Origin of the sequence: Aliirhizobium wenxiniae (genome assembly GCF_019511445.1) — a bacterium.
In the GTDB taxonomy this organism is placed as follows: Bacteria; Pseudomonadota; Alphaproteobacteria; order Rhizobiales; family Rhizobiaceae; genus Neorhizobium; species Neorhizobium wenxiniae_A.
This window is the reverse complement of record NZ_JAEUAN010000002.1, coordinates 197,556-223,041: the sequence shown is the minus strand read 5'-3', so window position 1 is coordinate 223,041 and position 25,486 is coordinate 197,556. Positions and strand designations below refer to the sequence as shown.

Here is a 25,486-nt window from a genome sequence, read left to right as displayed (position 1 = left end):
CGGGTCCTTCGCCCCGCGTACGGGGAGAAGGTGCCGGCAGGCGGATGAGGGGCGGTACGTACGCAAGCAAGCGGCAAAAGAAAACCGGCCGGAGCGCGTGCCCCGGCCGGTTCGATAGACGTGATCGCGGATGGAGCGATCAGTTCATCTGGGTGACGTATTTGGTTTCGAGATAGGCGGCGACGGCTTCCGAGCCGCCTTCGGTGCCGTAGCCCGAATCCTTCATGCCGCCGAAGGGGACTTCCGGCAGGGCGAGACCGTTGTGGTTGATGGTCAGCATGCCGGCTTCGACTTCGCGGCCGAGCGCATGGGCGGTCTTGACCGAGCCGGTGAAGGCGTAGGAGGCAAGGCCGAAGGGCAGGCGGTTCGCCTCGGTGATCGCGTCCTCATAGGTCGAGAAGCGGTTGATGATGGCGATCGGGCCAAAGGGCTCGTCGTTCATGATCTTGGCCGAGGTCGGGACGTTGGCAAGAACGGTCGGTTCGAAGAAGTTGCCCTTGTTGCCGATGCGCTTGCCGCCGGTCTTCAGTTCGCCGCCGTTCGAAACTGCGTCCTGGATCAGAGCTTCCATGGCCGGGATGCGGCGGTCGTTGGCAAGCGGGCCCATGACCGTATCGGCTTCCAGGCCGTTGCCGACCTTGATGGCTTCCGCAGCCTTGACGAAACCTTCGAGGAACTTGTCGGCAACGCCGTCCTGAACCAGGAAGCGGGTCGGCGAGACGCAGACCTGACCGGCATTGCGGTATTTCGACATGGCGCTGATTTCAATCGCCTTGTCGAGATCGGCATCGTTGAAGACCATGACCGGGGCGTGGCCGCCGAGTTCCATCGTGGCGCGCTTCATGTGCTTGCCAGCGAGGGCTGCGAGATGCTTGCCGACCGGGGTGGAGCCGGTGAAGGAGATCTTGCGGATGACCGGATGCGGGATCAGGTATTCCGAGACTTCAGCCGGAATGCCGTAGACGAGGCCGATGACACCGGCCGGGATGCCGGCATCGACAAAGGCGCGGATCAGTTCAGCCGGCGAAGCAGGCGTTTCTTCCGGTGCCTTGACGATGATCGAGCAGCCGGTGGCGACGGCGGCGGAAAGCTTGCGAACGATCTGGTTGATCGGAAAATTCCACGGGGTGAAGGCTGCGACCGGGCCGACCGGCTGCTTGATGGTCATCTGGGCGACGCCGGAGAAGCGGGCCGGGATGATCTGGCCGTAGGTGCGGCGTGCCTCTTCGGCGAACCAGTCGATCGTGTCGGCGGCGCCCATGATTTCCATCTTGGACTGTGCCAGCGGCTTGCCCTGTTCGCGGGTCATCAGGAAGGCGATCTTGTCGGCGCGCTCGCGCAGGATGTCGGCTGCCTTGCGCATCATCTTCGAGCGCTCGAAAGGAGCCGTGTCGCGCCAGATCTTGAAACCCTTGTCAGCGGCTTGAAGTGCAAGATCGAGGTCCGCCTTGCGGGCGTGCGCGATCTTGCCGATCACTTCGTCGGTGGCCGGATCGGTGACTTCGATCGTTTCGCCGCCGATGGCATCGCGCCATTCGCCGTTGATGAAGAGTTTTACGTCGGGATAGGTCTGCATGGGGGTCCACTTTCGTTTTGAAACGTCAGGTCGCGCGGCCGGGTGCCGCGGGCAGAAGGAGGGCGGAAGGTTCCGGTGCCTGAGTTAGGACAAACGCCGCTGACAATCAACTTCGCTATTGTCAAAAAAGTCATACTAATCGGATTAAGGGATGGGACGAAGCCTAGAGATAGGGCGGGGTAACCGCGCTGACCACTTCGCAGCGCTCCGTGCCGACATTGCGGTAGCGATGCGGCAGGCGGCTGTTGAAGAGATAGGCATCGCCGCGTTTCAGGATTCGGGTCTGACTGCCGACGGTTACTTCCAATTCGCCAGCGACGATGACGCCGCCTTCTTCCGCCTCATGGGCCAGCATGGTGTCGCCGGTATCGGCGCCAGGTTCATAGAATTCGTGGAAAATCTGGACGCTGTGGGATTTCGCATCGCCGACCTGAAGCAACGTCAGCGGGCCTTTCGACAAAGGTGTCAGTTCGTCGGCACGATAGAAAATCTGGTCGACGGGCGGAAGCGCCAGGGCGAAGAAATCGGTGAGCGGGTAATTGATCGCCTCCAGAATCTTCTTCAGCGATGCGACGGAGGGGCTGACCTTGTTCTTTTCGATCAGCGACACGAGCGAATGGGTGACGCCGGCCTTTACCGCAAGGGCGCGTTGCGACAGGCCGTAGCTCTGCCGCACGAGGCGAAGACGGTCGCCGACATCGAACTCGCCTTGCGCATCGTTCTGGCTGGCGGTTTTTTCCGCGTCATCCGTGGCGTGCATGTTTTTCGAGGTCTTTCCTATCGGTGGCTGTCGCTCTTTCGAACTGCACCGCACTGATATACCCAAGGCTCGATCTTGGCCAATGACGATTAGCGGCGCGATAGCTTTCGCGAAGAGCGCTCGATTTCAGCCGCATTACAACGTGTGATATGTGATCGGTAGTCGCATATGTTGCGCTGCAAAAAATAATCAGCGATCCAACTAATTTCGTAACGGTTTGTTTATTCGCGAGAAACATATGTATCTCACGACGGTTTCCCGCGGATCGAGGTGTCTTGCCTCGTTGCCGTGTGGTTGTTGAATACACCTATTGCGTGTCTTTCTCTTCCCAATGATTGGGTGAATGCGTGCTCTGTCGGCGTGGCCTTTATGGCCTGCTGCACGGGAACGACACGGTTTCTCTCTTGTGGATGACAAATGACGATTTTGGAAAAGACCGGAATTCGAACGAAAATTCTTACGATTGTTCTCGTGATCTGCGCGGCCGGCCTCGGGGCCGTAGCCTTCATCTCGGGGCAGTTCAAATCCTCTGACGAGACCTATTTCGAGTTCATCAGCAAGGATAACCGGGCAACGCTCGAGCTGGCGCGTGCAAATCGCAATCTGGCGGGGCTGGCCTATACGGCCTACCAGATCAATTCCTATGAGCACGAGCATCCGATGTATGCCTTTGCCCAGAAGGACTATCTGGCCACCAAGGATTTCGTGCTGAATCAGCTTACGGCGGCGAGCAACCTGCTTCCGCAATATCGCCAGCAGTTCGATGTCTTCCTGACGAGGGCGCGCGCCGTGATGGCGCAGACGGATGAGGCAATTGCCTTGGCCGATTCCGGAGACCGGGTGCAGGCCAAGGCTGCGCTCGTGAAGGCAGATGCCCTGTTCGTACCGTTGAGCGATGATCTCGTGGGCTTCCTTCTGGAGAGAATGAAGGAAGTCGAAAGTCAGAGCCAAGTGCTGACCGATGACAATAACGGCACGATCGTCTCCACGCTTGTTGCTGTCGTGGCGCTGTTTCTGGCGGTCATCGCGGGCGCCCTCTTTGTGACGTCCCGTGGCATTACTACGCCGATCGTGCGCCTGCGAGAGCGGATGCTATCGCTTGCCTCCGGTGATTCCGCCTCTCAGATCGTCGGCATGGACCGCAGGGATGAAGTGGGCGAAATGGCGCGCGCCGTGGAGGTCTTCCGTCAGGGCGCGATCGACCGTATCCGGCTTGAGCGGGAAACGGAAGAAAGCCGTTCGCTGAGCGAGCAGGAGCGGATCGAGCGCGACAGGCAGAAGGCGAAGGAGGCCGCCGATGTGCAGTTTGCCGTCGACAGCATTGCGACCGGCCTCTCCAAACTGGCCGATGGCGACGTGGCCTATCGGATTGTCGAGCCGTTTGCACAGAACCTCGACACGGTTCGCGGCGACTTCAACAATTCGGCGGAGAAGTTGCAGGCGGCGCTTGTGCAAGTTTCGCAGAATGCCCGCGGCATCGATGCCGGCGCCAATGAAATCAAGGCTGCTGCCGACGATCTGGCAAAGCGCACCGAACAGCAGGCTGCGGCCGTTGAGGAAACCGCCGCCGCGCTGGAACAGATCACCACGACTGTGAAGGACTCGACCCGGCGTGCGCAGGAAGCCGGCGAAATCGTCAGCCGGGCAAAAGCCGGTGCAGAACAATCCGGCGATGTCGTGCGCAAGGCGGTTTCGGCCATGGAGCAGATCGCCAATTCGGCAAACGAGATCAGCAGTATTATCGGGGTGATCGACGAGATTGCCTTCCAGACTAATCTTCTTGCTCTCAATGCCGGTGTCGAGGCGGCGCGGGCCGGTGAAGCCGGCAAGGGCTTTGCGGTTGTGGCCCAGGAAGTGCGTGAACTCGCCCAGCGGTCCGCAAGCGCTGCCAAGGAAATCAAGCTGCTGATCGATACGTCGAACCAGCAGGTGCAGGACGGCGTGCATCTCGTGGGTGAAACGGGCAATGCTCTGCAGGTCATCGTGGCTGAAGTGCAGGAGATCAACCGCCACGTCAGCGCGATCGTGGAATCCGCTCACGAGCAGTCGTCCGGGCTGCAGCAGATCAATACGGCCGTCAACCAGATGGATCAGGATACCCAGAAGAACGCAGCGATGGTGGAGGAATCCACTGCTGCCAGCCATGGGCTTGCAAAGGAAGTCGCCTCGCTCAATCAGCTTCTCACGCAGTTCAGGCTCGGCGGTGCGGCGCATGTTTCCGTGGCAAGGGCTTATGAAAAGCCGGTCGCATCTCCCGCACGTGACCTCGGACGCAAGATCGCCACGGCATTTTCGGGCAATGCCGCCATCGATGTGTCGAAGGGGCAGTGGCAGGAATTCTAGGCTTTCGCCACGTAATCAGGAAGGGCCCGGACGCGATGCGACCGGGCCCTTTTTTCTATTTGTTTCGGCCTATCCACGCCGCCGCGGTCACAGTGAGGGCGCTGCGGCTGCCATTATTCTTCATTCTCCTCGAGTGTATTTTGTCGATAAAGAAGAAATTTATATTTATATTTCGAAATCCGCCTGACTCTCGTCGTTATTTCGTAAAATATTTTTTTCTAAAGTAAAGATCATTTCATATTGACATGTATTTTATGTTCATTAGTTTATTTCAAAAATATAAAATTCAGCTGATCTGTATTCATTTCAAGCTGAATGTCTTGGGAGGAATAAATGCTGCGGCCAATTCTGTTGGACTGCGTAGAAGATTTTGCTCGGCTTGAAAGTGATTGGAACAGTCTCGCGCGATCGGTTGCAACCTATCACTACACGCAAACTTTCGAATGGGCGAAGCTCGGATGGCAAACCAGGGATGCCTGCGCAGGTGACCGGTTGTTCTGCGCGACCGTTTGGTCGGGTTCGCGGCTTGTCGCCGTCTGGCCGTTCCAGCGGAACAGGCTTGGCTTTGCAAGCCGTCTCGAGCCACTGGGTTGCGGCATGCACGAGGAATACGGTGATCCGTTGATCGCGCCGGACATGGATCCGGTCTATATCTGCAGCGAACTCGTAGCGCTTCTCAAGCCTTTAGCCGATATTATCGAGGTTCCGTTTGTTCAGCATGACGGTGCCGCCCGGCGGGTGCTGGAAAAGGTCGGGGTCTTCAATATTCCGAACCCGCTGGACAGCTATATGATCGAGCGGCGCGGCATCGAGAGTTTCGACGACCTGATGCAGACCTATTCGTCCAAGTTTCGCACGAACCTGAAACAGGGGCGCAAGAGGCTCCAGAAGCTCGGTGAATTGAGCTTCGAGCTGCCTGAGGATTATGCGAGCTCGGTCGAGACGATCGATTGGGTGATCGGGGAAAAGCGGCGCTGGCTGCAGCGCATGGACAAGTCCTGCCCGTGGCTGGGCAAGGAGGAGGCGCGTGCGTTTTTCGTGGCGGCCTCGATGAAGCGCGGCGAGTTCGGGCGTGTGGGGCTTTTCCGCCTGACGCTGGATGGCAAGCCGATTGCTGCCTTCCTGACGATGATCGATCGGACCCGTGTCGAGTTGCTGACAACCAGTTTCGATCCGGATTATTCGCGATATTCTCCGGGCATGCTGATCATCGAGGATGCGGTGCGCTGGTGTTTTGAGCGTGGTCTGGATTTCGATATGCGGATCCTGCGCATGGACTACAAGGAGCGGTGGTCGAATGCGCAGACGGTCCGAATTCAGTATCGGATGCCACTGACCGTGAAGGGGGCGGCGGTTCTGCTGCCTGACTACCTGTCCTATTGCTTCTATCGAACGGTACACGCAATCTCAAATGCGGAGCAGCGCGCGGCGATCCGGCGTCTGATGAAGTGGCGGCCGGTGCTGAAAGGCCGAAGCGGGTCGGCCGGCGCCCAGATCGAGCCGAGCGCTTAAAGGTTGCGCTCGCAGAGCGGCCGAGCCGGAGTGTTGGCGGTGGCGCGCAAAGGTGCCGCGCAGTTTTGCGCGGCCTGCCTCAGGCGAACTCTCTTCAGGTGAACTCTATGTCCCGACGATCGACATAACCATAGATCGGCTCTTTTTCGTTCGACAGGAGCGCCTGAACCTTGACCCAGTCGATATCGTTTTGGCGAAGTTCGGCAACGGCCTTGAACGTCGTGTAGCTCACGCAACCGGAGGACGGGGAGCCTGCGTCGGGCAAAGCGTGTACCGCCGTGCGATAGATGGTCTTCGCTTCTGCCGGGCGGCCGAGTTTGCGTGTTTGCGCCAGTATGTTTTCCAATCGGGTGGAAAAATCGGTGGCTTCATGGCCGAGGGGCTGCAGGTCCGAGGTGAATTGTGCCCACGGCTTGTGCCCTACTACACTTGCTCCACCGCGAGAGGTCTCATAGATGAAGGTTGGCGATGCTATGTTGCTCATTCGTTGCTGAAACCCGTTGAGTGCGATGAAATTGGCATCGCTGATGAGTTTCTGCATCTCGGGATTGATCGACGGGACCTTCGTGTCCTTTTCCATAAACGTGCGGATCAGACCTTGTTCGTTGTTCAAGACGATATCGGCCTGCTGCGCCTTATGTCTCATCTGCACTGTGTCGATCGGCACGAACCGCAACTGGAAGGGCATGTTACCCGACAGGTAATCCCTGACGGCCTGACGGGAGAAGGGGCACCACGGCGCGCCTAAGAGGTAGACGCTTTTCTCGTTTTGGCCGGATGTTCCCCATAGCGCATTGCGGAGGTCCCAGAGAACGGTCTTGTCCCAGACTGAGCACAGGCTCTGTGCCAATGACGGGCTTGCCGCCCCTGCCATCGCACCGGTTGCAATGCCCTTGAGAAATGTTCGCTTGCTAATCAACATCATGCTTCCCCACAATTCACGTCGCCCTGAATGACCTTGGTGTCGCTTTCCTTGACGGCACGATAGAGGTCCCATTCCTCGTGCCGGACATATTCAAGATCGCTGCCGCTGATCTTCAGGAGGAGTTGCGACGGCGTGTCCGCTATCGACACACGAAGCGTGTTCTCGGCTTCCTCTCTCCCAAGAAATCCCTCGCCGAAGAAGATCATCTGCCGGTTTTCCTGGCCCGCGCACATCCACAACTGGTACTGCAGCGGTTCTTCCGTGCGCACCTTCCTGAGATTGATCGCGATCGCGTCACCTTCGCGTGCCGCCTTGCTGACATATACGGTGTCGAATTTCTGGACCTCAGGCCCTAGCCGGTTCCTGATCTCGGTCAGGATTTCGAGTTCCGGAGAGGCGGCCACCGTGATCAATCCGGCGGCTCCGCAAATTTTCACGCCGATTTCCCATTTGTCGAGAAGGCTTAAATTGGCCCATTCTCCTCGGAAGGCCTTCGGAAGGCTTCCGACAAATATCCACTTCAGTATAGCGTACATCAAGATACCCCTCAGCATATGCGCCAAAGGCATATCGAGGGCGGTGTTTAGAAAAACTGAATTTCGGGCAGTGTTGGGCGGCTGAAACGAAGTCTCTGTTTCTATGGTTGTTTTTCCGTCAGGCGGGGCATGACGTGTGGTGACGTCGGTCACCCGGCGCGTATTACGCGCCGGGCCAGATTGGGGGTGAACCGCTTTTCTGTTGTCTCTTCCGTTCTCAGAAGAACGCCTGGATGCCCGTCTGTGCGCGGCCGAGGATGAGGGCGTGGACGTCGTGGGTGCCTTCGTAGGTGTTGACCGTTTCCAGGTTCTGCGAATGGCGCATGACGTGGTATTCGACTTGGATGCCGTTGCCGCCGTGCATGTCGCGGGCCTGACGGGCGATATCCAGCGCCTTGCCGCAATTGTTGCGCTTGACGATGGAGATCATTTCCGGCGCCATCCGGTGCTGGTCCATCAGCTGGCCGACGCGGAGCGATGCCTGAAGACCAAGGGTGATCTCGGTCTGCATGTCGGCGAGCTTCTTCTGGTAGAGCTGCATACCGGCGAGCGGCTTGCCGAACTGCTTGCGGTCAAGACCGTATTGGCGGGCGCGGAACCAGCAGTCTTCGGCAGCTCCCATGACGCCCCAGGAAATGCCGTAGCGGGCGCGGTTGAGGCAGCCGAAGGGGCCTTTGAGGCCGGAAACGTTGGGCAGGAGCGCGTCTTCGCCGACTTCGACGCCGTCCATGACGATCTCGCCGGTGATCGAGGCGCGCAGCGACAGCTTTCCACCGATCTTGGGGGCGGAAAGGCCCTTCATGCCCTTTTCCAGCACGAAGCCGCGGATTTCATTGTTATGAGCTTCCGATTTTGCCCAGACGACGAAGACGTCGGCAATCGGTGCGTTAGAGATCCACATCTTCGAGCCGCGCAGGCGATAACCGCCTTCGATCTTTTCTGCGCGGGTCTTCATGCCGCCGGGATCGGAGCCGGCATCCGGCTCGGTCAGGCCGAAACAGCCGATCAGTTCGCCGGAGACGAGGCCGGGCAGGTATTTTTTCTTCTGCTCGTCGGAGCCGTAGGCGAAGATCGGATAGATGACCAGCGAAGACTGGACGCTCATCATCGAGCGGTAGCCACTATCGATCCGTTCGATCTCGCGGGCGACGAGGCCGTAGGCGACGTAGGAAGCGTTGGCCGCGCCATATTCTTCCGGCAGCGTGACGCCGAGAAGGCCCGTCTGACCCATCAGCTTGAACAGGCCGGCATCGGTCTTTTCCTCGAGATAGGCCTCCTCGACCCGCGGCAGGAGTTCCGACTTGGCGAAGGCTGCTGCCGCATCGCGGATCATGCGCTCCTCTTCGGTCAGCTGATCTTCGATGAGGAAGGGGTCGTTCCAGATAAAGGCCAAGGGGATCTCCGATGTTTTTAGGCGGGACGGGTGTCTCAATCGCCAAGCAATTTCCCGAACAGATTATCGTCCTGTGGTCGTTTGTCGCAAGGTCCGTTTACTCAATCGGCCATGAGGGTTAGTAATAGGCCATGAAAGAATTATCGCGAAAACTCCTGCCTTCTACCTCGGCGCTTGCCGCCTTCGATTCCGTTGCGCGGCTCGGCAGTTTTTCGCTGGCGGCAGATGAGCTGTCGTTGACGCAAGGGGCGATAAGTCGGCAGGTTTCCGGGCTGGAAGAGCAGCTTGGCGTGCTGCTTTTCGACCGAACCAGCCGTGGCGTCGTGTTGACATCTGCGGGGGCGGATTTTGCCAAAGCGATTGCCGGGGCGCTGTCGCAGATCCGCTCGGCATCGCTGCATGCCATGACCAAACGGCATAGTGACCAGCTCAATCTGGCGATCCTGCCGACATTCGGCACGCGCTGGCTGATGCCGCGCATTCCCGGCTTTGTTGCTCGGCATCCGGAGATCACTCTCAACTTCGCGACCCGTATCGGGGTGTTCGACTTCGATCGGGACGGCATCGATATGGCGATCCATGTCGGGCAACCGGAGTGGCCGGGTGCGGAATGCACTTTTCTGATGGACGAGATGGTGGCGCCGGTCTGCTCGCCTGCATTTCTCAGCTCTCATCCCGTCGAGACTGCGCAGGATCTGCTGCGGCTGCCGCTTCTGCATATGGCGTCGCGGCCGGGCGGCTGGAAGCACTGGTTCGAAAGCCTGCGGATTGCCGGCAGCATGAGCGAGGGTATGCGCTTCGAACAGTTCGGCAGCGTGACGCAGGCGTGTATTGCCGGTCTGGGTGTCGGGCTGATGCCGCTCTTCCTGATCGACACGGAGTTGGCGGGCGGGCAGTTGGTGGAGGCATTTCCGCATCAGGTAGTCAGTCCCAGTGCCTATTACGTGGTCGCACCTCAGGCGAAGGCGAGCTTTCCGCCGGTTGTCGCCTTTCGGGCATGGCTGATGGAAGAGGTTGCGCGCTATCGGCAGGAAATCGTGGCCTGGTAGCAAGGGCTGTGTATTACTCTATATGAAAGGTTGTATTTCGCTCGACATATAAAGTGTATCCGGGTATGTTTGATTAAACGATTAATCAGCTTGGAACGCAGCAGAGACAATGAGTGTCGGCCGGACGCCAGCGACGATGACGGAAATTGCCGCCGCCCTTGGTGTGTCTTCGGCAACCGTTTCCAATGCGCTTTCCGGCAAGGGGCGCGTTTCCGCCGAGCTTTCGGCGAAAATCCGGCAGGCGGCAGATGAGCTTGGCTATGTGCCGAGCCATGCGGCGCGGGCACTCAGGACAGGGCGAACTGCCGTTATCGGCCTGGTATTGCCGGACATATCCAACCCCCTGTTTCCGCAGATCGCTCAGGCAATCGAGCAGGCGGCGGCTTCTGCCGGTTTCGGCGTGTTGATCGCCGATAGTCGAGGGGAGATCGCCCAGCAGACGGCGGCGATCGGCCGGCTGGTCGAGCGCGGTGTCGACGGGATGATCGTCGTCCCCCGTCGCGGCTCACGCATTGCGGATATCGGCACTCCCGTGGCGATCATCGACAGCCCCTCGACGCCCGGAAATACCGTGTCATCCGACCATTGGGACGGCGGGGTGCAGATGGGGCGTCATCTCGCCTCTCTTGGGCATCAGAAAGTACTGTTGATCGCCAATAGCCGACAATCGAATGTGCAGAACGATCGGGTCGGCGGTCTGGAAGCCGGTCTCGGCAGTGACGCGTGCTGCGAAACCTTGTGGGTGGAGGAGATGGAGGTTTCGCAGGGGGCTGGCTGCGCGCTCGGTCTCGCGGCTCGGGTGGCGGACGGGTATACGGCGTTTGCCGCCGTTTACGACCTGCTTGCATTGCGCGCGCTGACCGAATTGCAGCGCGACGGAATCGATGTTCCGCTTCAGGCCAGTGTCAGCGGCTTCGATGATCTTGTCTGGTCATCGGTGGTCATGCCGCCAATCACCACCTTGCGGCAGGACCTGGCGGTGATTGCGGAGCGTGCGGTGCAGGCTTTGGGGGACGTGATTGCAGAACGCGATGCCGCAACCGGCGAACCGGTATCTGCGGAGCGGAATGGCGCAGGCGTGCCGATGACGCTCGTGATCCGGCAATCGACGGGGCCGACGATGCATTCGGTTGTGGCTGGTGCCGCGCATGCTCGGAGGGATGGTAGGTGAAAACCCTTATCCTCCGGTCTCAATCTCTCGTGTATATGGGCGTCCCAATGGGTCGTCCGGTTGTATTTTTGGAGTGTGCTTGAAATGGGTGTGTGGATCGATACCGATATGGGGTTCGATGATCTGGCCGCCATCATGGTCGTTGCCCATGGCGGGCTTGCCATAGACGGGATCTCGCTTGTTTTCGGCAATGCACCGCTGGATCAGGTGCGCCGCAATGCGGCCGGTGCCGCGGGTGCCTTCGTCTGGCCGTTTCCCATTCATGCCGGGCGGGCAAAGCCGGTACTCGGCAAGCTCGAGACCGCGGTTTCCATTCTGAGCGATGCGGGTATGCCGACAGCGGGCGAAGCATTGCCGACCGGGCCGGATACATTCGTCGAGGATGCGTTCGAGGCGCTTTGCTCCTGGTTGGAGCGCAGCGAAGGCGAGCGACGCATTCTGGCGCTCGGGCCGCTCACCAATATTGCTGCCGTGGCGCTGGCGCGACCGGATCTCGCCGCCAAGATCACTGACCTGACCTGGATGGGCGGCGGGCTGACGGCTGGCAATCATACGGCTTCCGCCGAGTTCAACGCCTTTGCCGATCCGGAAGCGGTGGCGATTGTTCTCGCACACGGTATCCCGTTCCGCATGGTCGATCTCGATCTTTGCCGCAAGGTGCTTTGCGCGCCGGAGGATGTCGAGCCGGTGCGCTCTGCCGGTGGCCGCAACGCGACGCTGCTTGCCGATCTGCTTGCCGGTTTCGTGTCGATCGCCACCAGCCGCGGGCGCAAGGCAATGTCGCTTTATGACGCCGTTGCGGCGGTTGCCTTCGTGCAGCCGGATCTTGCGACATGGCAGGAGGCTCGGATCGACATGGAGCTGACGGGCAGCCATACGCGCGGTCGCACCGTGGTCGAGACGCGAGCGGGCAGGGCCGAATTCAACGCGCAGTTTGCGGCCGATATCGATGCCGCAAAGGCAAAGCAATCCATTCTCGACGCATTGAAGGCGGAGGCAAGCTGGTGAAGGACATTATCGCAACCGTTGGCGAATTTACCGAACCGTGCTTTCGTGACAATGCCGTGAAGGTCGCACGCGGCGATGCGCCGTTCGACATCCTGATCGCCGGCGGAACGCTGGTGGATGTGGTGACCGGTGAGCTTCGTCCCGCCGATATCGGCATTGTCGGGCCGCTGATCGTCAGCGTCCACGAGCGTGGTGCACGCTCGGATGCGGCGCAGGTGATCGATGCGACCGGAACCTTCGTTTCTCCGGGCCTGATCGATACGCATATGCATATCGAAAGCTCGATGGTGACGCCGGCGACCTATGCGGAGACAGTGGTGCCGCGCGGCGTGACGACGGTCGTCTGGGATCCGCATGAATTCGGCAATGTCTGCGGTGTCGATGGCGTGGCATGGTCGGTTGAGGCGGTGCGTTCGCTGCCGCTCAGGGCTGTCGTCATGGCGCCGTCCTGCGTTCCGTCTGCTCCGGGTTATGAGGTTGCCGGTGCGGATTTCGATGCCGATGTGATCGATGAGATGTTGCTGTGGCCGAAGATCGCCGGCCTCGCGGAAGTGATGAACATGCGCGGCGTCATCGACCGCGAACCGCGCATCAGCAATATCGTGCAGAATGCGCTCGTTTCGGAAAAGCTCGTCAGCGGCCATGCGCGCGGTCTGGCCGGCGGTGATCTGGCCGCCTTCATGACGGCCGGCGTCACGTCCGATCACGAGCTGACCTCCGCCGACGACCTGATGCAGAAACTGCGGGCCGGTCTGACGATCGAGATGCGCGGTTCGCATGACCACCTTCTGCCGGAATTCGTCGATGCTCTCAACAAACTGGGACACCTGCCGCAGACGGTGACGATCTGCACCGACGACGTGTTCCCCGATGATCTCGTCGATGGCGGCGGTCTCGACGACGTGGTGCGCCGGCTGGTGCGCTACGGGATGAAGCCGGAATGGGCGCTGCAGGCGGCGACGCTGAACGGGTCGGTCAGGATCGGCCGCGCGGACCTTGGATTGATTGCGGCAGGTCGCAGGGCGGATATCGTGCTCTTCGAGGACCTCAAGGATTTTCGCACGCGCGTAGTCGTGGCGAGCGGTCACATCGTGTCGCGCGATGGAAAGATGACGGGCGACGTGTGCCGGATGAACCCCAATCCGCTGCGCCGTTCTGTAAAGCTGCAGGCCTTGCAGGAAGATGATTTCAAACTTCGCTCTGAAGCTACCCGGGTGAGGGTCGCGACCATTGATCGGCCGCGATTCACACGCTGGGGGCAGGCGGATGCGGTTGTCGAAAACGGGTTCGTGGTACCCCCGCAGGAATCGGTGTTGATCGCCGTGACTCATCGCCATGGCCGTGTCGACAGCCGCACCCGGTTGGGTTTCCTCACCGGATGGGGCAAGTGGAAGGGCGCGTTCGCCACCACGGTGGCGCATGACAGCCATAACCTCACCGTTTTCGGTTCCGATCCGCGCGACATGGCGGCTGCTGCGAATGCGGTGATCGCATCGGGCGGCGGCATGGCGGTTGCGATCGGCGGCAAGGTGGTAAGCCTGCTGCCGCTGCCGTTGGCGGGCCTCGTGTCGGAAGAGCCGGTCGAGGTTGTTGCCGAACAGTTCCGCGCGATCCGGGCGGCAATGGACAAGGTCGTCGACTGGGAGCCGCCCTATCTGGTGTTCAAGGCCTGCTTCGGTGCGACGCTGGCCTGCAACGCAGGACCGCATCAGACCGACCGGGGCATTGCCGATGTGACCACCGGCACGCTAATGGAGAGCCCGATACTGGAAATTCTGGCATAATATAAGGTTGGGAAAAGCGATGCAGCCGCATGAATTCTGGCAGGAGCTGCACGCTCCCGGTTCTTTCGAGGAGACCGGGCCTTTCTCCGGCTTCTTCCCGGCGCGGCTCGACAGCGGCGAACAGATCAGACTGCCGATCCGGCCTCTTTCAGACGGACAACATGCGCTGGCATCGCTGATCATCAATCAGGCGAGCTTTGATGTGCAGGATGCGCTGGCCGCCGATCTGGCGCCTAAGATCGCGGCGCTTCGGCCGGAAGTGATCGTCGGTCTGCCGACACTGGGCCTGACGCTGGCGGCCGCGGTGGCGAGGATGCTGGGTTTTGCCCGTTACGTGCCGCTCGGGACGTCGAAGAAATTCTGGTATGACGAGCAGCTTTCCGTGCCGCTTTCCTCGATCACCACGCCGGAGCAGCAGAAGCGGCTTTATGTCGATCCGCGGATGATGCCGCTGATCGAGGGGAAGCGCGTGGCGTTGATCGATGACGTGATTTCCTCCGGCACCTCGATCATTTCCGGCCTGACGTTGATGACCTCGCTCGGGATCGAGCCGGTGGCGATCGGCGCTGCCATGCTGCAATCGGATCGCTGGGAGAAGAAGCTCAACGATTTCGGGCCGCAGTGGAAGGGGCGCGTGTTTTCGTGTTTTCGCACGCCGATATTAAGCAAAGTTGGTGAGGGGGCGTGGTCTCGCTGACCCTCGAGGTTGATGCCCTTGAAAAGAAAGACCCCTCCCAACCCTCCCCACAAGGGGGAGGGCTAACCCTGCCGCATCGCCGAGGCCTATTTGAAGGTGGCGGTTGCCGCGGGTATTCTCCCCCCTTGTGGGGGAGATGGCCGGCAGGCCAGAGGGGGATTTGCCACACGCAGAAGCAATGTCCTGATACTACTTCACTCTTGCGCATCGCCATTGGCTGGCTAGGATCGCCACATCCTACCTCAAGACCCCAAGCGAAATTGTCAGGAAGAGTTTGATGGAACTGGTGTTCGACGGCCATAACGATGTGTTGTTGCGGCTCTGGCGGAACATGAAGGCGGGGGCTGATCCCGTCGTGGAATTCTCAAACGGGACGCCGGAAGGCCATATCGATGCGCCGCGGGCGCGTGCCGGTGGACTGGCCGGTGGTCTCTGCGCCATCTACATCCCCTCCGGCGATCTGGTGCTGAAGGACCCCGAGCCGGACGGGAGTTATGTGACGCCGCTTGCGGCGCCGCTCGAATACGCACCTTCGCTGGATATAGGGCTGGAAAAGGCGGCAATCGCGCTGAAGCTCGATCGAGCAGGCGCTTGGAAACTTTGCCGCTCAACCTCGGACATCCGGCGAGCGATGAAGGACGGCGTGTTTGCCGCCGTGCTGCATATGGAAGGCTGTGAGCCGATCGACGGCGATCTCGCCAATCTGGAGGTATTCCATGCGGCGGGTCTGCGCTCGCTTGGGCCGGTGTGGAGCCGCCACAATATCTTTGGCCATGGTGTGCCTTTCGCCTTTCCGATGACGACCGATACCGGGCCGGGGCTGACCGATCTCGGTTTCGAACTGGTCAAGGCCTGCAACCGGCTGGGTATCCTGATCGACCTGTCGCACATCACCGAGCAGGGGTTCTGGGATGTGGCGAAAACCTCCGACCAGCCGCTGATCGCCAGCCATTCGAATGCGCATGCCCTGACGCCGGTGGCGCGTAACCTGACCGACAGGCAGATGGACGCGATCAAGGAGAGCGGCGGGCTCGTCGGCCTGAACTATGCCGTCACCATGCTGCGCGATGACGGGCTGGACATTGCGGCGACGCCGATTTCCGAGATGATACGCCATGTGGACTACATGGTGGAACGCATGGGGATCGACCATGTGGCGATCGGATCGGACTTCGACGGCTGCACCGTGCCCACCGAAATTCGTGATGCCGCGGGCAATCAGAATCTGGTTGCAGCCCTAAAATCAGGGGGATACGCTGGCGATGATTTGGCCAAGCTGGCCCGCGAAAACTGGTTGAGGGTATTGGGTAAAGCTTGGCACGAATAACGGCCGAAGGGCCGGTGACGTTGACGAATTTGAGCACATGAAAACAGGGGAACTGATCATGCTCCATTCACTGCGTACTTCCGTCCGCATTCTTTCCACCGGCGCAGTACTGTCGCTGCTTCTGGCGACCGCGCCGCAGGCCTTTGCCGCGACGCCCGCAGATACGCTGGTCGAAGGCTTTGCGATCGACGACATCATCACCATCGATCCGGGCGAAGCCTTCGAGCTTTCCACCGCCGAAGTGACCGCCAACACCTATAGCAAGCTGGTCATGCTCGACCCGGCCGATACGTCCAAGGTCGTCGGCGATCTGGCGGCCAGCTGGACGGTTTCCGACGACGGCATGACCTATACGTTCAAGCTGAAGCCGGACCTGAAATTTGCCTCCGGCAATCCGCTGACCGCCGAAGACGTGGCCTTCTCGTTCGAGCGGGCAGTGAAGCTCGACAAGTCTCCGGCCTTCCTGATTACCCAGTTCGGCATTACCGGCGACAATGTTGCCGAAAAAGCCAAGGCGACCGCGCCCGACACGTTCACCTTCACGGTCGACAAGGCCTATGCGCCGAGCTTCGTGCTGAACGTCCTGACCGCTACCGTCGCCTCCGTCGTCGACAAGAAGGTGGTGATGGAACATGCCAAGGCGATGACGCCTTCGGCCGACTACAAATACGATACCGATTTCGGCAATGAATGGATGAAGACCGGTTTTGCCGGTTCCGGCCCTTACAAGGTGCTGGCATGGCGCGCCAACGAGGCCGTGATCATGGAAGCCAACCCGAACTATTACGGCGAGAAGCCGAAACTGAAGCGCGTCATCTATCGCCACATGAAGGAAAGCTCCGGCCAGCGTCTGGCGCTGGAAAACGGCGATATCGATATCGCCCGCAACCTCGAGCCGAACGATGTGGAAGCAGTTTCGAAGAAGGAAGGCCTGTCGGTGACGTCCGCGCCGAAGGGCACGATCTACTATTTCAGCCTCAACCAGAAAAACGAGAAGCTGGCGAAGCCCGAAGTGGCGGAAGCGTTCAAGTATCTGGTCGATTATGACGCGATCGGCGCGACGCTGATCAAGGGTATCGGCGAAATCCACCAGACGTTCCTGCCGAAGGGCCAGCTCGGTGCGCTGAACGACAATCCTTACAAGCTGGATGTCGCCAAGGCGAAGGAACTGCTTGCCAAGGCAGGTCTCGCTGACGGCTTTACCGTGACCATGGACGTGCGCAATACGCAGCCGGTGACCGGCATTGCCGAAAGCGTGCAGCAGACGCTGGCGCAGGCCGGCATCAAGCTCGAAATCATTCCGGGCGACGGCAAGCAGACGCTGACCAAGTACCGCGCCCGCACCCACGATATCTATATCGGCCAGTGGGGTTCGGACTATTTCGACCCGAACTCGAATGCCGAAACCTTCGTCGTCAACTACGACAATTCCGACGAGGGCAAGAACAAGACGCTGGCATGGCGTAATGCCTGGGATGTGCCGAAGGACATCGAAGAAGCCGCCCAGGGCGCGCTGCTGGAAAAGGATGCGGCCAAGCGCGCGGCAGTCTACGAGGACCTGCAGAAGAAGGCTCTGGCGCAGAGCCCGTTCGTGATCGTCTTCCAGCAGACGGAAGTTGCCGGTTATTCGGCGAAGCTGAAGGACTTCAAGCTCGGCCCGAGCTTCGATACGAACTTTGTCTATCCGATTTCGAAGTAGTCGGCGCGTATCGGGAAAGACCCCTCCCAAACTGCCCTGGGTAGAGCCACTCGTCTCTGCCCGTCCTTCGGACCCCCACAAGGGGGAGGGCTTAACCCGGAAGCACCGCTGAGACCCAAGTGATTTAAGCGGTGGCCGCGGGTTTTCTCCCCCCTTGTGGGGGAGATGGCCGGCAGGCCAGAGGGGGATTTTTTATTCACTGTAATCCTGGGGGCAGAGGTTCTGTTCCTCTCAATCATCTCAAGGAGAACTCCTTGACGCTTACCGATACGACGGCAGTGACGCGGCGCAGCCGGCGGCGTGCTTCTTCCTTTGGCATGGCGGTGGTCCGTTTCGTGGTCACGGTCGTCACCACCTTTCTCGGCCTTCTGGCCGTTACCTTTTTCATCGGCCGCGTTGTGCCGATCGATCCGGCGCTGGCGATCGTCGGTGACCGAGCGCCCTCCCATGTGGTCGAGCGGGTGCGGGAGGAGCTTGGCCTCAACCTGCCGCTCTACCAGCAGTTCTGGATCTACATAAAACAGGCGATGACCGGCGATTTCGGCATTTCGGTGCTGACCACCAATCCCGTGATGACCGATATCGCGCGGGTGTTTCCCGCAACGATCGAGCTTGCGACGATCGGCACGATCATCGGGGCGCTGATCGGGGTGCCTCTCGGGGTGCTGGCCGCCGTCAAGCGCGGATCGATTGCCGACCAGATCGTGCGGGTGATCGGGCTGATCGGATATTCGGTGCCGATCTTCTGGCTCGGCCTGCTGGCGCTGGTGCTGTTCTACGCCAAGCTCGGATGGGTGGCCTATCCGGGGCGGATCGACATCGTCTACGAATATACGTTCACGCCGCAAACGGGCTTTTTCCTGTTTGACGCGATCTGGCAGGGGCAGTGGGATGTGGCCTGGGATCTGTTCCGCCATATCATCCTGCCCGGTGGGCTGCTCGGTTATTTCTCGCTTGCCTATATCAGCCGCATGACGCGCTCGTTCATGCTCAACGAGCTGCAACAGGAGTATATCGTCGCCGCACGGGCCAAGGGTCTGTCCGAGGCGCGGATCATCTGGTTCCATGCGCTGCGCAATGCCGCGGTGCCGCTGGTGACGGTGATTGCGCTCTCCTATGCGGGCCTGCTGGAAGGCTCGGTTCTGACCGAGACGATCTTCTCCTGGCCGGGGCTCGGTCTTTACATCACCAACTCGTTGCAGAATGCCGACATGAATGCCGTGCTTGGCGGTACGATCGTCATCGGTGCGGTGTTCGTTGCCATCAACATCTTGTCCGACCTTCTCTACCGGACGCTTGATCCGAGGACGAGAAGCCGATGAGTGTTCTCCAGGCGAATGAAAAACCCTATAGCCGCGAATGGCTTTTATCCGAACAGCCGACCTCGCGGCATCAGGCTCGGCTAGGCCGCGCCTATGTGATCTGGCGGCGGTTTTCCGCCAACCGGCTGGCGCTAGCCGGTCTCGGCATCATTCTTCTCTTGATCCTCGTTGCGATCTTTGCCGACGTGCTGGCGCCGCATAATCCGGTGCAGGGCGATCTCAGGAATGCGCGGCTGCTGCCGCCGGGAACGGCTGGCTATCTGCTCGGTACCGACGACCAGGGGCGCGATATTTTATCCCGGTTGATTCATGGCTCGCGGCTGACGCTGTTTGTCGTCGTGCTGGTGGCGATCATTGCCGCACCCGTCGGCCTGATCATCGGCACGGTTTCCGGTTATGCCGGCGGTTGGGTGGATGCGGTGCTGATGCGGATTACCGACATCTTTCTTGCCTTCCCGAAGCTGGTTCTGGCGCTTGCGCTGGTGGCGGCTCTCGGACCGGGGATCGAGAATGCGGTTCTCGCCATCGCCGTCACCTCGTGGCCGCCTTATGCGCGTATCGCCCGCGCCGAGACGATGACGTTCCGCAATTCGGAATTTATTTCCGCCGTGAAGCTGATGGGGGCATCGCCGTTTCGCATCGTCCTGCGCCACGTGATGCCGCTCTGCCTTTCCTCGCTGATCGTGCGGGTGACGCTGGATATGGCGGGCATCATCCTGACCGCCGCCGGTCTAGGTTTCCTGGGCTTGGGTGCGCAGCCGCCGCTTCCCGAATGGGGGGCGATGATCGCGTCGGGCCGTCGCTTCATTCTCGACCAGTGGTGGGTGGCGGCGATGCCGGGGGCGGCGATCCTGATCGTCTCGCTCGGTTTCAACCTGCTCGGTGACGGGTTGCGCGATGCGCTCGATCCGAAGGAGGCCGGGCAATGAGCGATAGGCTTTTGACCGTCGAGGACCTGCGGGTGAGTTTTCCGACGCGGACCGGTGAGGTGCAGGCGGTGCGTGGCGTGTCGTTTACGCTCGGGCGCGAAAGGCTGGGCATTGTCGGCGAAAGCGGTTCCGGCAAGTCGCAGACCGGCCGGGCGATCATGGGATTGACGCCGAAGCACGCGAAGATCACCGCCAAGACGTTGAATTTCGCCGGGCGCGATCTGCTGGCGATTTCCGACCGCGAGCGGCGCGAGATCCGCGGTAAGCGGATCGCCATGGTTCTGCAGGACCCAAAGTATTCGCTGAACCCCGTTTCAACGATCGGACGGCAGATCATCGAGACGTTGAAGACGCATGAGAGGATTTCGACTGCTGAAGCCAAGGCGCGCACGCTTGCGATGCTGGAGGCGGTGCAGATCCGTGATCCGGAGCGGGTGTTTTCGCTTTATCCGCACGAGGTTTCCGGCGGCATGGGGCAGCGGGTGATGATCGCGATGATGCTGATCTGCGGCCCGGAACTGCTGATTGCCGATGAACCGACTTCGGCGCTTGACGTGACGGTGCAGCTGGAAGTGCTCGGCATTCTCGACAAGCTGGTGGCCGAGCGCGGCATGGGGCTGATTTTCGTGTCGCATGATTTGCGGCTGGTCTCTTCCTTCTGCGACCGGGTGCTTGTCATGTATGCGGGGCGCGTGGTGGAGGAACTGCCATCGGCCGATCTTTCCAAGGCGCAGCATCCCTATACGCAGGGCCTGCTCAACTGCCTGCCAACGATCGGTTCCGACCGACACCCGCTGCCGGTGCTCGACCGCAAGAAGGAGTGGGCGCTATGACGAAAAATGTTCTTTCCGTCAAAGACATGGTCGTCATGTTCGACGAGTTTGTCGCGCTCGACCATGTGTCGGTGGATGTGGCGACAGGCGAAAGCTTTGGGATTGTTGGCGAAAGTGGATCGGGCAAGTCGACACTGCTGAGGGCGGTGGCGGGGTTGAACACGTTCAGCGCCGGGGCGCTTTCGATCAACGGACAGTCCTATTCCGGGCGGAGCCGGTCGAAGGATTTTTACCGCACGGTGCAGATGGTGTTTCAGGATCCCTACGGTTCGCTGCATCCGCGCCAGACGGTGGACCGGTTGCTCTTGGAACCGCTGGCGATCCATGGGTTCGACAATGTCGACCAGCGGATCATGCGGGCGCTGGACGAGGTGGGGCTGGGGTCCGGTTTCCGCTTCCGCTATTCGCATCAGCTTTCCGGCGGTCAGCGGCAGCGCGTGGCAATTGCGCGAGCGCTGATCCTGGAGCCGAAGGTACTGTTGCTCGACGAGCCGACATCGGCGCTCGATGCCTCGATCCAGGCGGAAATCCTCAATCTGCTGGAGCAGGCCCGAAAAGATCGTGGGCTGACCTTCGTGATGGTGAGCCATGATCTCGGGGTGATCAGCCATATGTGCGAAAGGCTTGCGGTGATGAAGGGCGGCAAGGTGATCGAGACGGTGAAGGCGGATGCGCTGGAAAGACGCGATTTTTCCGCCGACTATACGCGGCAGCTGTTGACGGCGAGTGAAGGGTTTCGGCGCGTCTGAACTGCGTGTTTCAGTAAGGCCGCAACTGCTGGACGGGCGTCAGATTGGCGCAAATTGGCATTGTGTGCAGTTGCGAAATGTTCTTAGACTGCGCCCAACAAAGCTGCGCGCAGCAGATAACGGGGAGCATATAGGATGCAGACGATTTTCTCCTGGTCTCAGGTCTCCAGGCGTGGCGCAATAGCGCTGGCGCTTGTGGCAGGCGTGGCGTTTGCAGCACCTCATGCGCAGGCCGCGGCCAAGACTTCAGCAACGATCGGCATGACGGTTGAGCCGGGTGGTCTCGATCCGACGATCGGCGCGCAGGTGATGATCGGGCAGGTGACCTGGCAGAATGTCTTCGAAGGCCTGACGACGATCGACAAGGCGGGCAAGGTGCAGCCGCAGCTTGCCGAGAGCTGGCAGGTTTCCGAGGACGGCAAGACCTATACGTTCAAGCTGCGGCAGGGCGTGAAATTCCACAATGGCGTGGCCTTCGACAGTTCAGTCGCCAAGTTCACGCTGGATCGTGCGCGCGGCGCTGACAGCGTCAATCCGCAGAAGCGTTATTTCACTTCCATCGACACGATCGAGACGCCGGATGCCGCAACGCTGGTGTTGAAACTCAAACAGCCGACCGGCAGCCTGCTCTACTGGTTCGGCTGGCCGGCGGCGGTGATGGTGGAGCCATCGACGGCCGCGGACAACAAGACCAATCCGGTCGGTACGGGGCCGTTCGTCTTCGACAGCTGGGCCAAGGGCACGCAGGTCAATCTGAAGAAGAACGCCGATTACTGGAACAAGGATGTTGCGGTTAAGCTTGAAACGGCTTCCTTCCGCTTCATCAACGATCCGCAGGCGCAGTCGGCGGCGTTGACGGCGGGCGATGTCGATGCGTTTCCGGAATTCGGTGCGCCGGAACTGGTGTCTTCCTTCGAGGGCAGCGACAGGCTGGCGACGGTGATCGGCAATACCGAACTCAAGGTCGTGGCGGGGATGAACAATTCCCGCAAGCCTTTCTCCGACAAGAAGGTGCGTCAAGCGCTGATGATGGCGGTCGACCGGGCGATGGTGGTGGAAGGTGCATGGTCGGGTCTCGGCACGCCGATCGGCAGCCATTACACGCCGAACGATCGCGGCTACAAGGACCTGACCGGCGTCTATCCTTACGACGTCGAAAAGGCCAAGGCGCTGCTGGCGGAAGCCGGTTATCCGGACGGTTTCTCCTTCACCATGAAGGCGCCGCAGATGGCCTATGCGCAGCGCTCATCGCAAATCCTGCAGGCGCTGTTTGCCGAAATCGGCGTAACGATGAATATCGAAACCACCGAGTTCCCGGCGAAATGGGTGGCGGATGTGCTTAAGGCCGCTGACTACGACATGACCATCGTTGCCCATGCGGAGCCGATGGATATCGATATCTACGCGCGCGACCCCTATTACTTCAACTACAAGAACCCGGAATTCAATGCGATCCTCGCCAAGGTTGAGGCGAGCACCGATGTTAGCGAACAGGACAAGCTTTATGGCGAGGCGCAGACCATTCTCGCCAATGACGTACCGGCGCTGTTTCTGTTCGTGATGCCGAAACTCGGCATATGGGACAAGAAGCTGAAGGGGCTTTGGGAGAACGAGCCGATCCCGTCGAATGTGCTGACCGAGGTGTTTTGGGAAGAGTGAGGGGTTTGGTCTGGCATAACGGGGCGGCATTCCGATCTCCCCCCTTGTGGGGGAGATGCCCGGCAGGGCAGAGGGGGGCTGTCGCGGCAAACTCATCCATCTCTGATGCTCCCATGGCGGGCTGCGACGTTTCACCCCCCTCTGTCACTCTCGTGACATCTCCCCCACAAGGGGGGAGATCAGTTGGAGGTCGTTGCGCCTGCCTCAGTTCCCTCTCATCGCCACGCTTATCGAGCATCTCCAAGACGGCTACACATCAATCCGGTAACGCTGCGTCTTTAATGCTAAAAAGTCTCTTTACGCGAATGACTTCGCGTGGCTGGATTCCTGTGACAAGCACAGGAATGAGGGACACCAATCGATGATCTCCATCCTCATCCGTCGTCTCGTCAGCCTGATCGTCACGCTCATCGTCGTCTCGCTGCTCATCTTCACCGTCATGAACCTCTTGCCCGGTGACCCGGCGGCGATCATGCTTGGGACTTCGGCGACGCCGGAGACGTTGGCGGCGCTCAGGACTCAGATGGGGCTGGATGAACCGCTGATCGTTCGATATCTCGCATGGCTTTCCGGCGTGCTGCAGGGTGATCTCGGGCAGTCCTATACCTATGGTGTTCCCGTTGCAGGGCTGATCGTCGAGCGGTTGGCGGTGACGTTGCCCTTGGCGTTGATGGCTGTGGTGATGTCGGTTGCGATCGCGGTGCCGCTCGGCGTGGCGGCGGCGCGCAGGCATAATGGTCTGTTCGATTATATCGCCGGGGCTTTTTCCTACGTCTCGATCGCGGTGCCGGCCTTCTGGGTGGGATTGCTGCTGATCATCGCCTTCTCGACCAAGCTCGGCTGGATGCCGGCCGGCGGGTTTCCGGGATGGAATGCGGGGTTTTGGGCAGGGCTTGCCGCGCTTTTTATGCCGGCCATTGCGCTGGCGCTGCCGCAGGCAGGCGTTTTGACGCGCGTGGCGCGCAGCGCTGTGCTGGACGTGATGGGCGAGGAGTTCGTGCGCACAGCCCGCGCCAAGGGGTTGAGCGACAAGGCTGCGGTCTGGCGGCATGCGCTGCCGAATGCGTTGATCCCGGTCGTCACGATGATCGGGCTGCAATTCACCTTCCTGATTGCCGGTGCCGTTTTGGTGGAAAACGTCTTCAACCTGCCGGGCCTCGGGCGGCTGGCGCTGCAGGCTTTGTCGCAGCGCGACATCATCGTGATGCAGGATGTGGTGCTGTTCTTTTCGGCGCTTGTGATCGTGATGAATTTCCTCGTCGATCTCGCCTATCTGGTGATCGACCCGAGACTGCGGGTGGCGACGTGATGACGGGGATTTTTCGTCGCCCCGTGCTGCTGATCGGGCTCGTCGTGACGCTGGCGCTTGTCGGTGTGGCGCTGTTGTCGCTGGTTTGGACACCGTCACTGCCGTCGAAGATGAATATCGTGCAGCGATTGAAGCCGCCGCTTGGGCCGGGCGCGTTGCTCGGCACGGATCAGTTCGGCCGCGACGTCGCCTCGATGCTGATGGTGGGGGCGTGGAATTCGCTGTCGACCTCGTTTCTGGCGGTTGCGATCGGGGCGACGGTCGGGTCGGCGGTCGGTGTCATCGTGGCGATGCGGCGCGGGTGGCTGGAACTGATCGTGATGCGTGGCTGCGACATCATCTTTGCGGTGCCGCCCATCCTGTCGGCGATGATGCTCGGCGCCTTTCTCGGTTCGGGGCGATTTACTGCGATCATTGCGATTGCGGTGTTCATGGTGCCGGTCTTTGCGCGGCTGACACTTGCCGGGGCGAAGCAGATCTGGGCGCGGGATTATGTGACGGCGGCGGTCGGGATCGGCCGGTCGAAGGCGACGATCACGCTGGTGCATATCCTGCCCAACATTTCCAACCAGATCATCGTGCAGGTAACGATCCAGCTCGGTCTGGCTATCCTGACCGAGGCCGGGCTTTCCTTCCTTGGGCTCGGCATGCCGCCACCGGCGCCGACATGGGGGCGGATGCTGGCCGACAGCCAGACATTTTTCGGCCAGGCGCCGTGGCTTGCCATCCTGCCGGGCATGGCAATCGCGCTTGCGGTATTGGGCCTGAACATGCTTGGCGACGGTCTGCGCGACATGCTCGATCCGAAGACGAAAGCGGCCTGAGACTTTCTCGGTTTTTACCGTTCTGGATTGGAACAAACTTCAACCTCTCACGTTGTTTGCGTGCAGCCATCGGCATGCAGG

The 25,486-nt window shown here is 60.3% G+C and carries 21 protein-coding genes; 16 read left to right on the top strand and 5 right to left on the bottom strand.

What is annotated here, in order from left to right; genetic code table 11:
- Positions 1–139: 139 nt before the first annotated feature.
- Positions 140–1,576: an NAD-dependent succinate-semialdehyde dehydrogenase gene (locus JNB91_RS03275; protein WP_220324085.1), complete on the bottom strand. Its 1,437-nt coding sequence runs from the start codon at positions 1,574–1,576 to the stop codon at positions 140–142.
- A gap of 163 nt (positions 1,577–1,739) precedes the next feature.
- On the bottom strand, positions 1,740–2,336 hold the full coding sequence (locus JNB91_RS03270; RefSeq protein WP_220324084.1) for a cupin domain-containing protein: 597 nt from the start codon (positions 2,334–2,336) through the stop codon (positions 1,740–1,742).
- Between the two features lie 417 nt (positions 2,337–2,753).
- On the opposite strand from JNB91_RS03270, the gene JNB91_RS03265 reads away from it, so the two are divergent.
- On the top strand, positions 2,754–4,679 hold the full coding sequence (locus JNB91_RS03265; RefSeq protein WP_220324083.1) for a methyl-accepting chemotaxis protein: 1,926 nt from the start codon (positions 2,754–2,756) through the stop codon (positions 4,677–4,679).
- Between the two features lie 333 nt (positions 4,680–5,012).
- Complete coding sequence (locus JNB91_RS03260; protein WP_220324082.1) at positions 5,013–6,191, top strand: GNAT family N-acetyltransferase; 1,179 nt, start codon at positions 5,013–5,015, stop codon at positions 6,189–6,191.
- Between the two features lie 94 nt (positions 6,192–6,285).
- Here JNB91_RS03260 and JNB91_RS03255 read toward each other — a convergent pair whose 3' ends face one another.
- From JNB91_RS03255 to JNB91_RS03245, 3 genes are all read right to left on the bottom strand, one after another.
- Positions 6,286–7,113 carry a hypothetical protein gene (locus JNB91_RS03255; RefSeq protein ID WP_220324081.1) on the bottom strand — a complete coding sequence of 276 codons (828 nt, stop codon included), beginning with the start codon at positions 7,111–7,113 and terminating at the stop codon, positions 6,286–6,288.
- Positions 7,113–7,805: a hypothetical protein gene (locus JNB91_RS03250; protein WP_220324080.1), complete on the bottom strand. Its 693-nt coding sequence runs from the start codon at positions 7,803–7,805 to the stop codon at positions 7,113–7,115. The genes JNB91_RS03255 and JNB91_RS03250 overlap by 1 nt, the downstream gene beginning before the upstream one ends.
- Positions 7,806–7,869: 64 nt before the next feature.
- On the bottom strand, positions 7,870–9,045 hold the full coding sequence (locus tag JNB91_RS03245; protein WP_220324079.1) for an acyl-CoA dehydrogenase: 1,176 nt from the start codon (positions 9,043–9,045) through the stop codon (positions 7,870–7,872).
- A 131-nt stretch (positions 9,046–9,176) separates the two neighbouring features.
- Between JNB91_RS03245 and JNB91_RS03240 the strand changes: the two genes are divergently transcribed.
- From JNB91_RS03240 to JNB91_RS03175, 14 genes are all read left to right on the top strand, one after another.
- The gene (locus tag JNB91_RS03240) at positions 9,177–10,094 is read left to right on the top strand and encodes a LysR family transcriptional regulator (protein WP_220324078.1); all 918 of its coding nucleotides are present in this window, start codon (positions 9,177–9,179) and stop codon (positions 10,092–10,094) included.
- A 109-nt stretch (positions 10,095–10,203) separates the two neighbouring features.
- Positions 10,204–11,265 carry a LacI family DNA-binding transcriptional regulator gene (locus JNB91_RS03235; protein WP_223218033.1) on the top strand — a complete coding sequence of 354 codons (1,062 nt, stop codon included), beginning with the start codon at positions 10,204–10,206 and terminating at the stop codon, positions 11,263–11,265.
- 84 nt (positions 11,266–11,349) lie between these two features.
- On the top strand, positions 11,350–12,273 hold the full coding sequence (locus tag JNB91_RS03230) for a nucleoside hydrolase (RefSeq protein ID WP_220324077.1): 924 nt from the start codon (positions 11,350–11,352) through the stop codon (positions 12,271–12,273).
- Entirely contained in the window at positions 12,270–14,057 is a 1,788-nt protein-coding gene (locus tag JNB91_RS03225) for an adenine deaminase (protein WP_430736233.1), read from the top strand. Before JNB91_RS03230 ends, JNB91_RS03225 begins: the two co-directional genes overlap by 4 nt.
- A gap of 19 nt (positions 14,058–14,076) precedes the next feature.
- On the top strand, positions 14,077–14,754 hold the full coding sequence (locus JNB91_RS03220; RefSeq protein ID WP_220324076.1) for a phosphoribosyltransferase: 678 nt from the start codon (positions 14,077–14,079) through the stop codon (positions 14,752–14,754).
- A gap of 277 nt (positions 14,755–15,031) precedes the next feature.
- The gene (locus JNB91_RS03215; protein ID WP_220324075.1) at positions 15,032–16,081 is read left to right on the top strand and encodes a dipeptidase; all 1,050 of its coding nucleotides are present in this window, start codon (positions 15,032–15,034) and stop codon (positions 16,079–16,081) included.
- A 58-nt stretch (positions 16,082–16,139) separates the two neighbouring features.
- The gene (locus JNB91_RS03210) at positions 16,140–17,780 is read left to right on the top strand and encodes an ABC transporter substrate-binding protein (protein WP_220324074.1); all 1,641 of its coding nucleotides are present in this window, start codon (positions 16,140–16,142) and stop codon (positions 17,778–17,780) included.
- 317 nt (positions 17,781–18,097) lie between these two features.
- A complete protein-coding gene (locus JNB91_RS03205; RefSeq protein ID WP_430736237.1) occupies positions 18,098–19,102 on the top strand; it encodes an ABC transporter permease in 1,005 nt (334 codons plus the stop codon).
- A complete protein-coding gene (locus tag JNB91_RS03200) occupies positions 19,099–20,031 on the top strand; it encodes an ABC transporter permease (protein WP_220324072.1) in 933 nt (310 codons plus the stop codon). Before JNB91_RS03205 ends, JNB91_RS03200 begins: the two co-directional genes overlap by 4 nt.
- Positions 20,028–20,864: an ABC transporter ATP-binding protein gene (locus JNB91_RS03195; RefSeq protein WP_220324071.1), complete on the top strand. Its 837-nt coding sequence runs from the start codon at positions 20,028–20,030 to the stop codon at positions 20,862–20,864. Before JNB91_RS03200 ends, JNB91_RS03195 begins: the two co-directional genes overlap by 4 nt.
- A complete protein-coding gene (locus JNB91_RS03190; protein WP_220324070.1) occupies positions 20,861–21,613 on the top strand; it encodes an ABC transporter ATP-binding protein in 753 nt (250 codons plus the stop codon). The genes JNB91_RS03195 and JNB91_RS03190 overlap by 4 nt, the downstream gene beginning before the upstream one ends.
- Positions 21,614–21,748: 135 nt before the next feature.
- Positions 21,749–23,272 carry an ABC transporter substrate-binding protein gene (locus JNB91_RS03185; RefSeq protein ID WP_220324069.1) on the top strand — a complete coding sequence of 508 codons (1,524 nt, stop codon included), beginning with the start codon at positions 21,749–21,751 and terminating at the stop codon, positions 23,270–23,272.
- A gap of 361 nt (positions 23,273–23,633) precedes the next feature.
- Positions 23,634–24,581: an ABC transporter permease gene (locus JNB91_RS03180; RefSeq protein ID WP_220324068.1), complete on the top strand. Its 948-nt coding sequence runs from the start codon at positions 23,634–23,636 to the stop codon at positions 24,579–24,581.
- The gene (locus JNB91_RS03175; protein WP_220324067.1) at positions 24,581–25,405 is read left to right on the top strand and encodes an ABC transporter permease; all 825 of its coding nucleotides are present in this window, start codon (positions 24,581–24,583) and stop codon (positions 25,403–25,405) included. Before JNB91_RS03180 ends, JNB91_RS03175 begins: the two co-directional genes overlap by 1 nt.
- Positions 25,406–25,486: the final 81 nt, after the last annotated feature.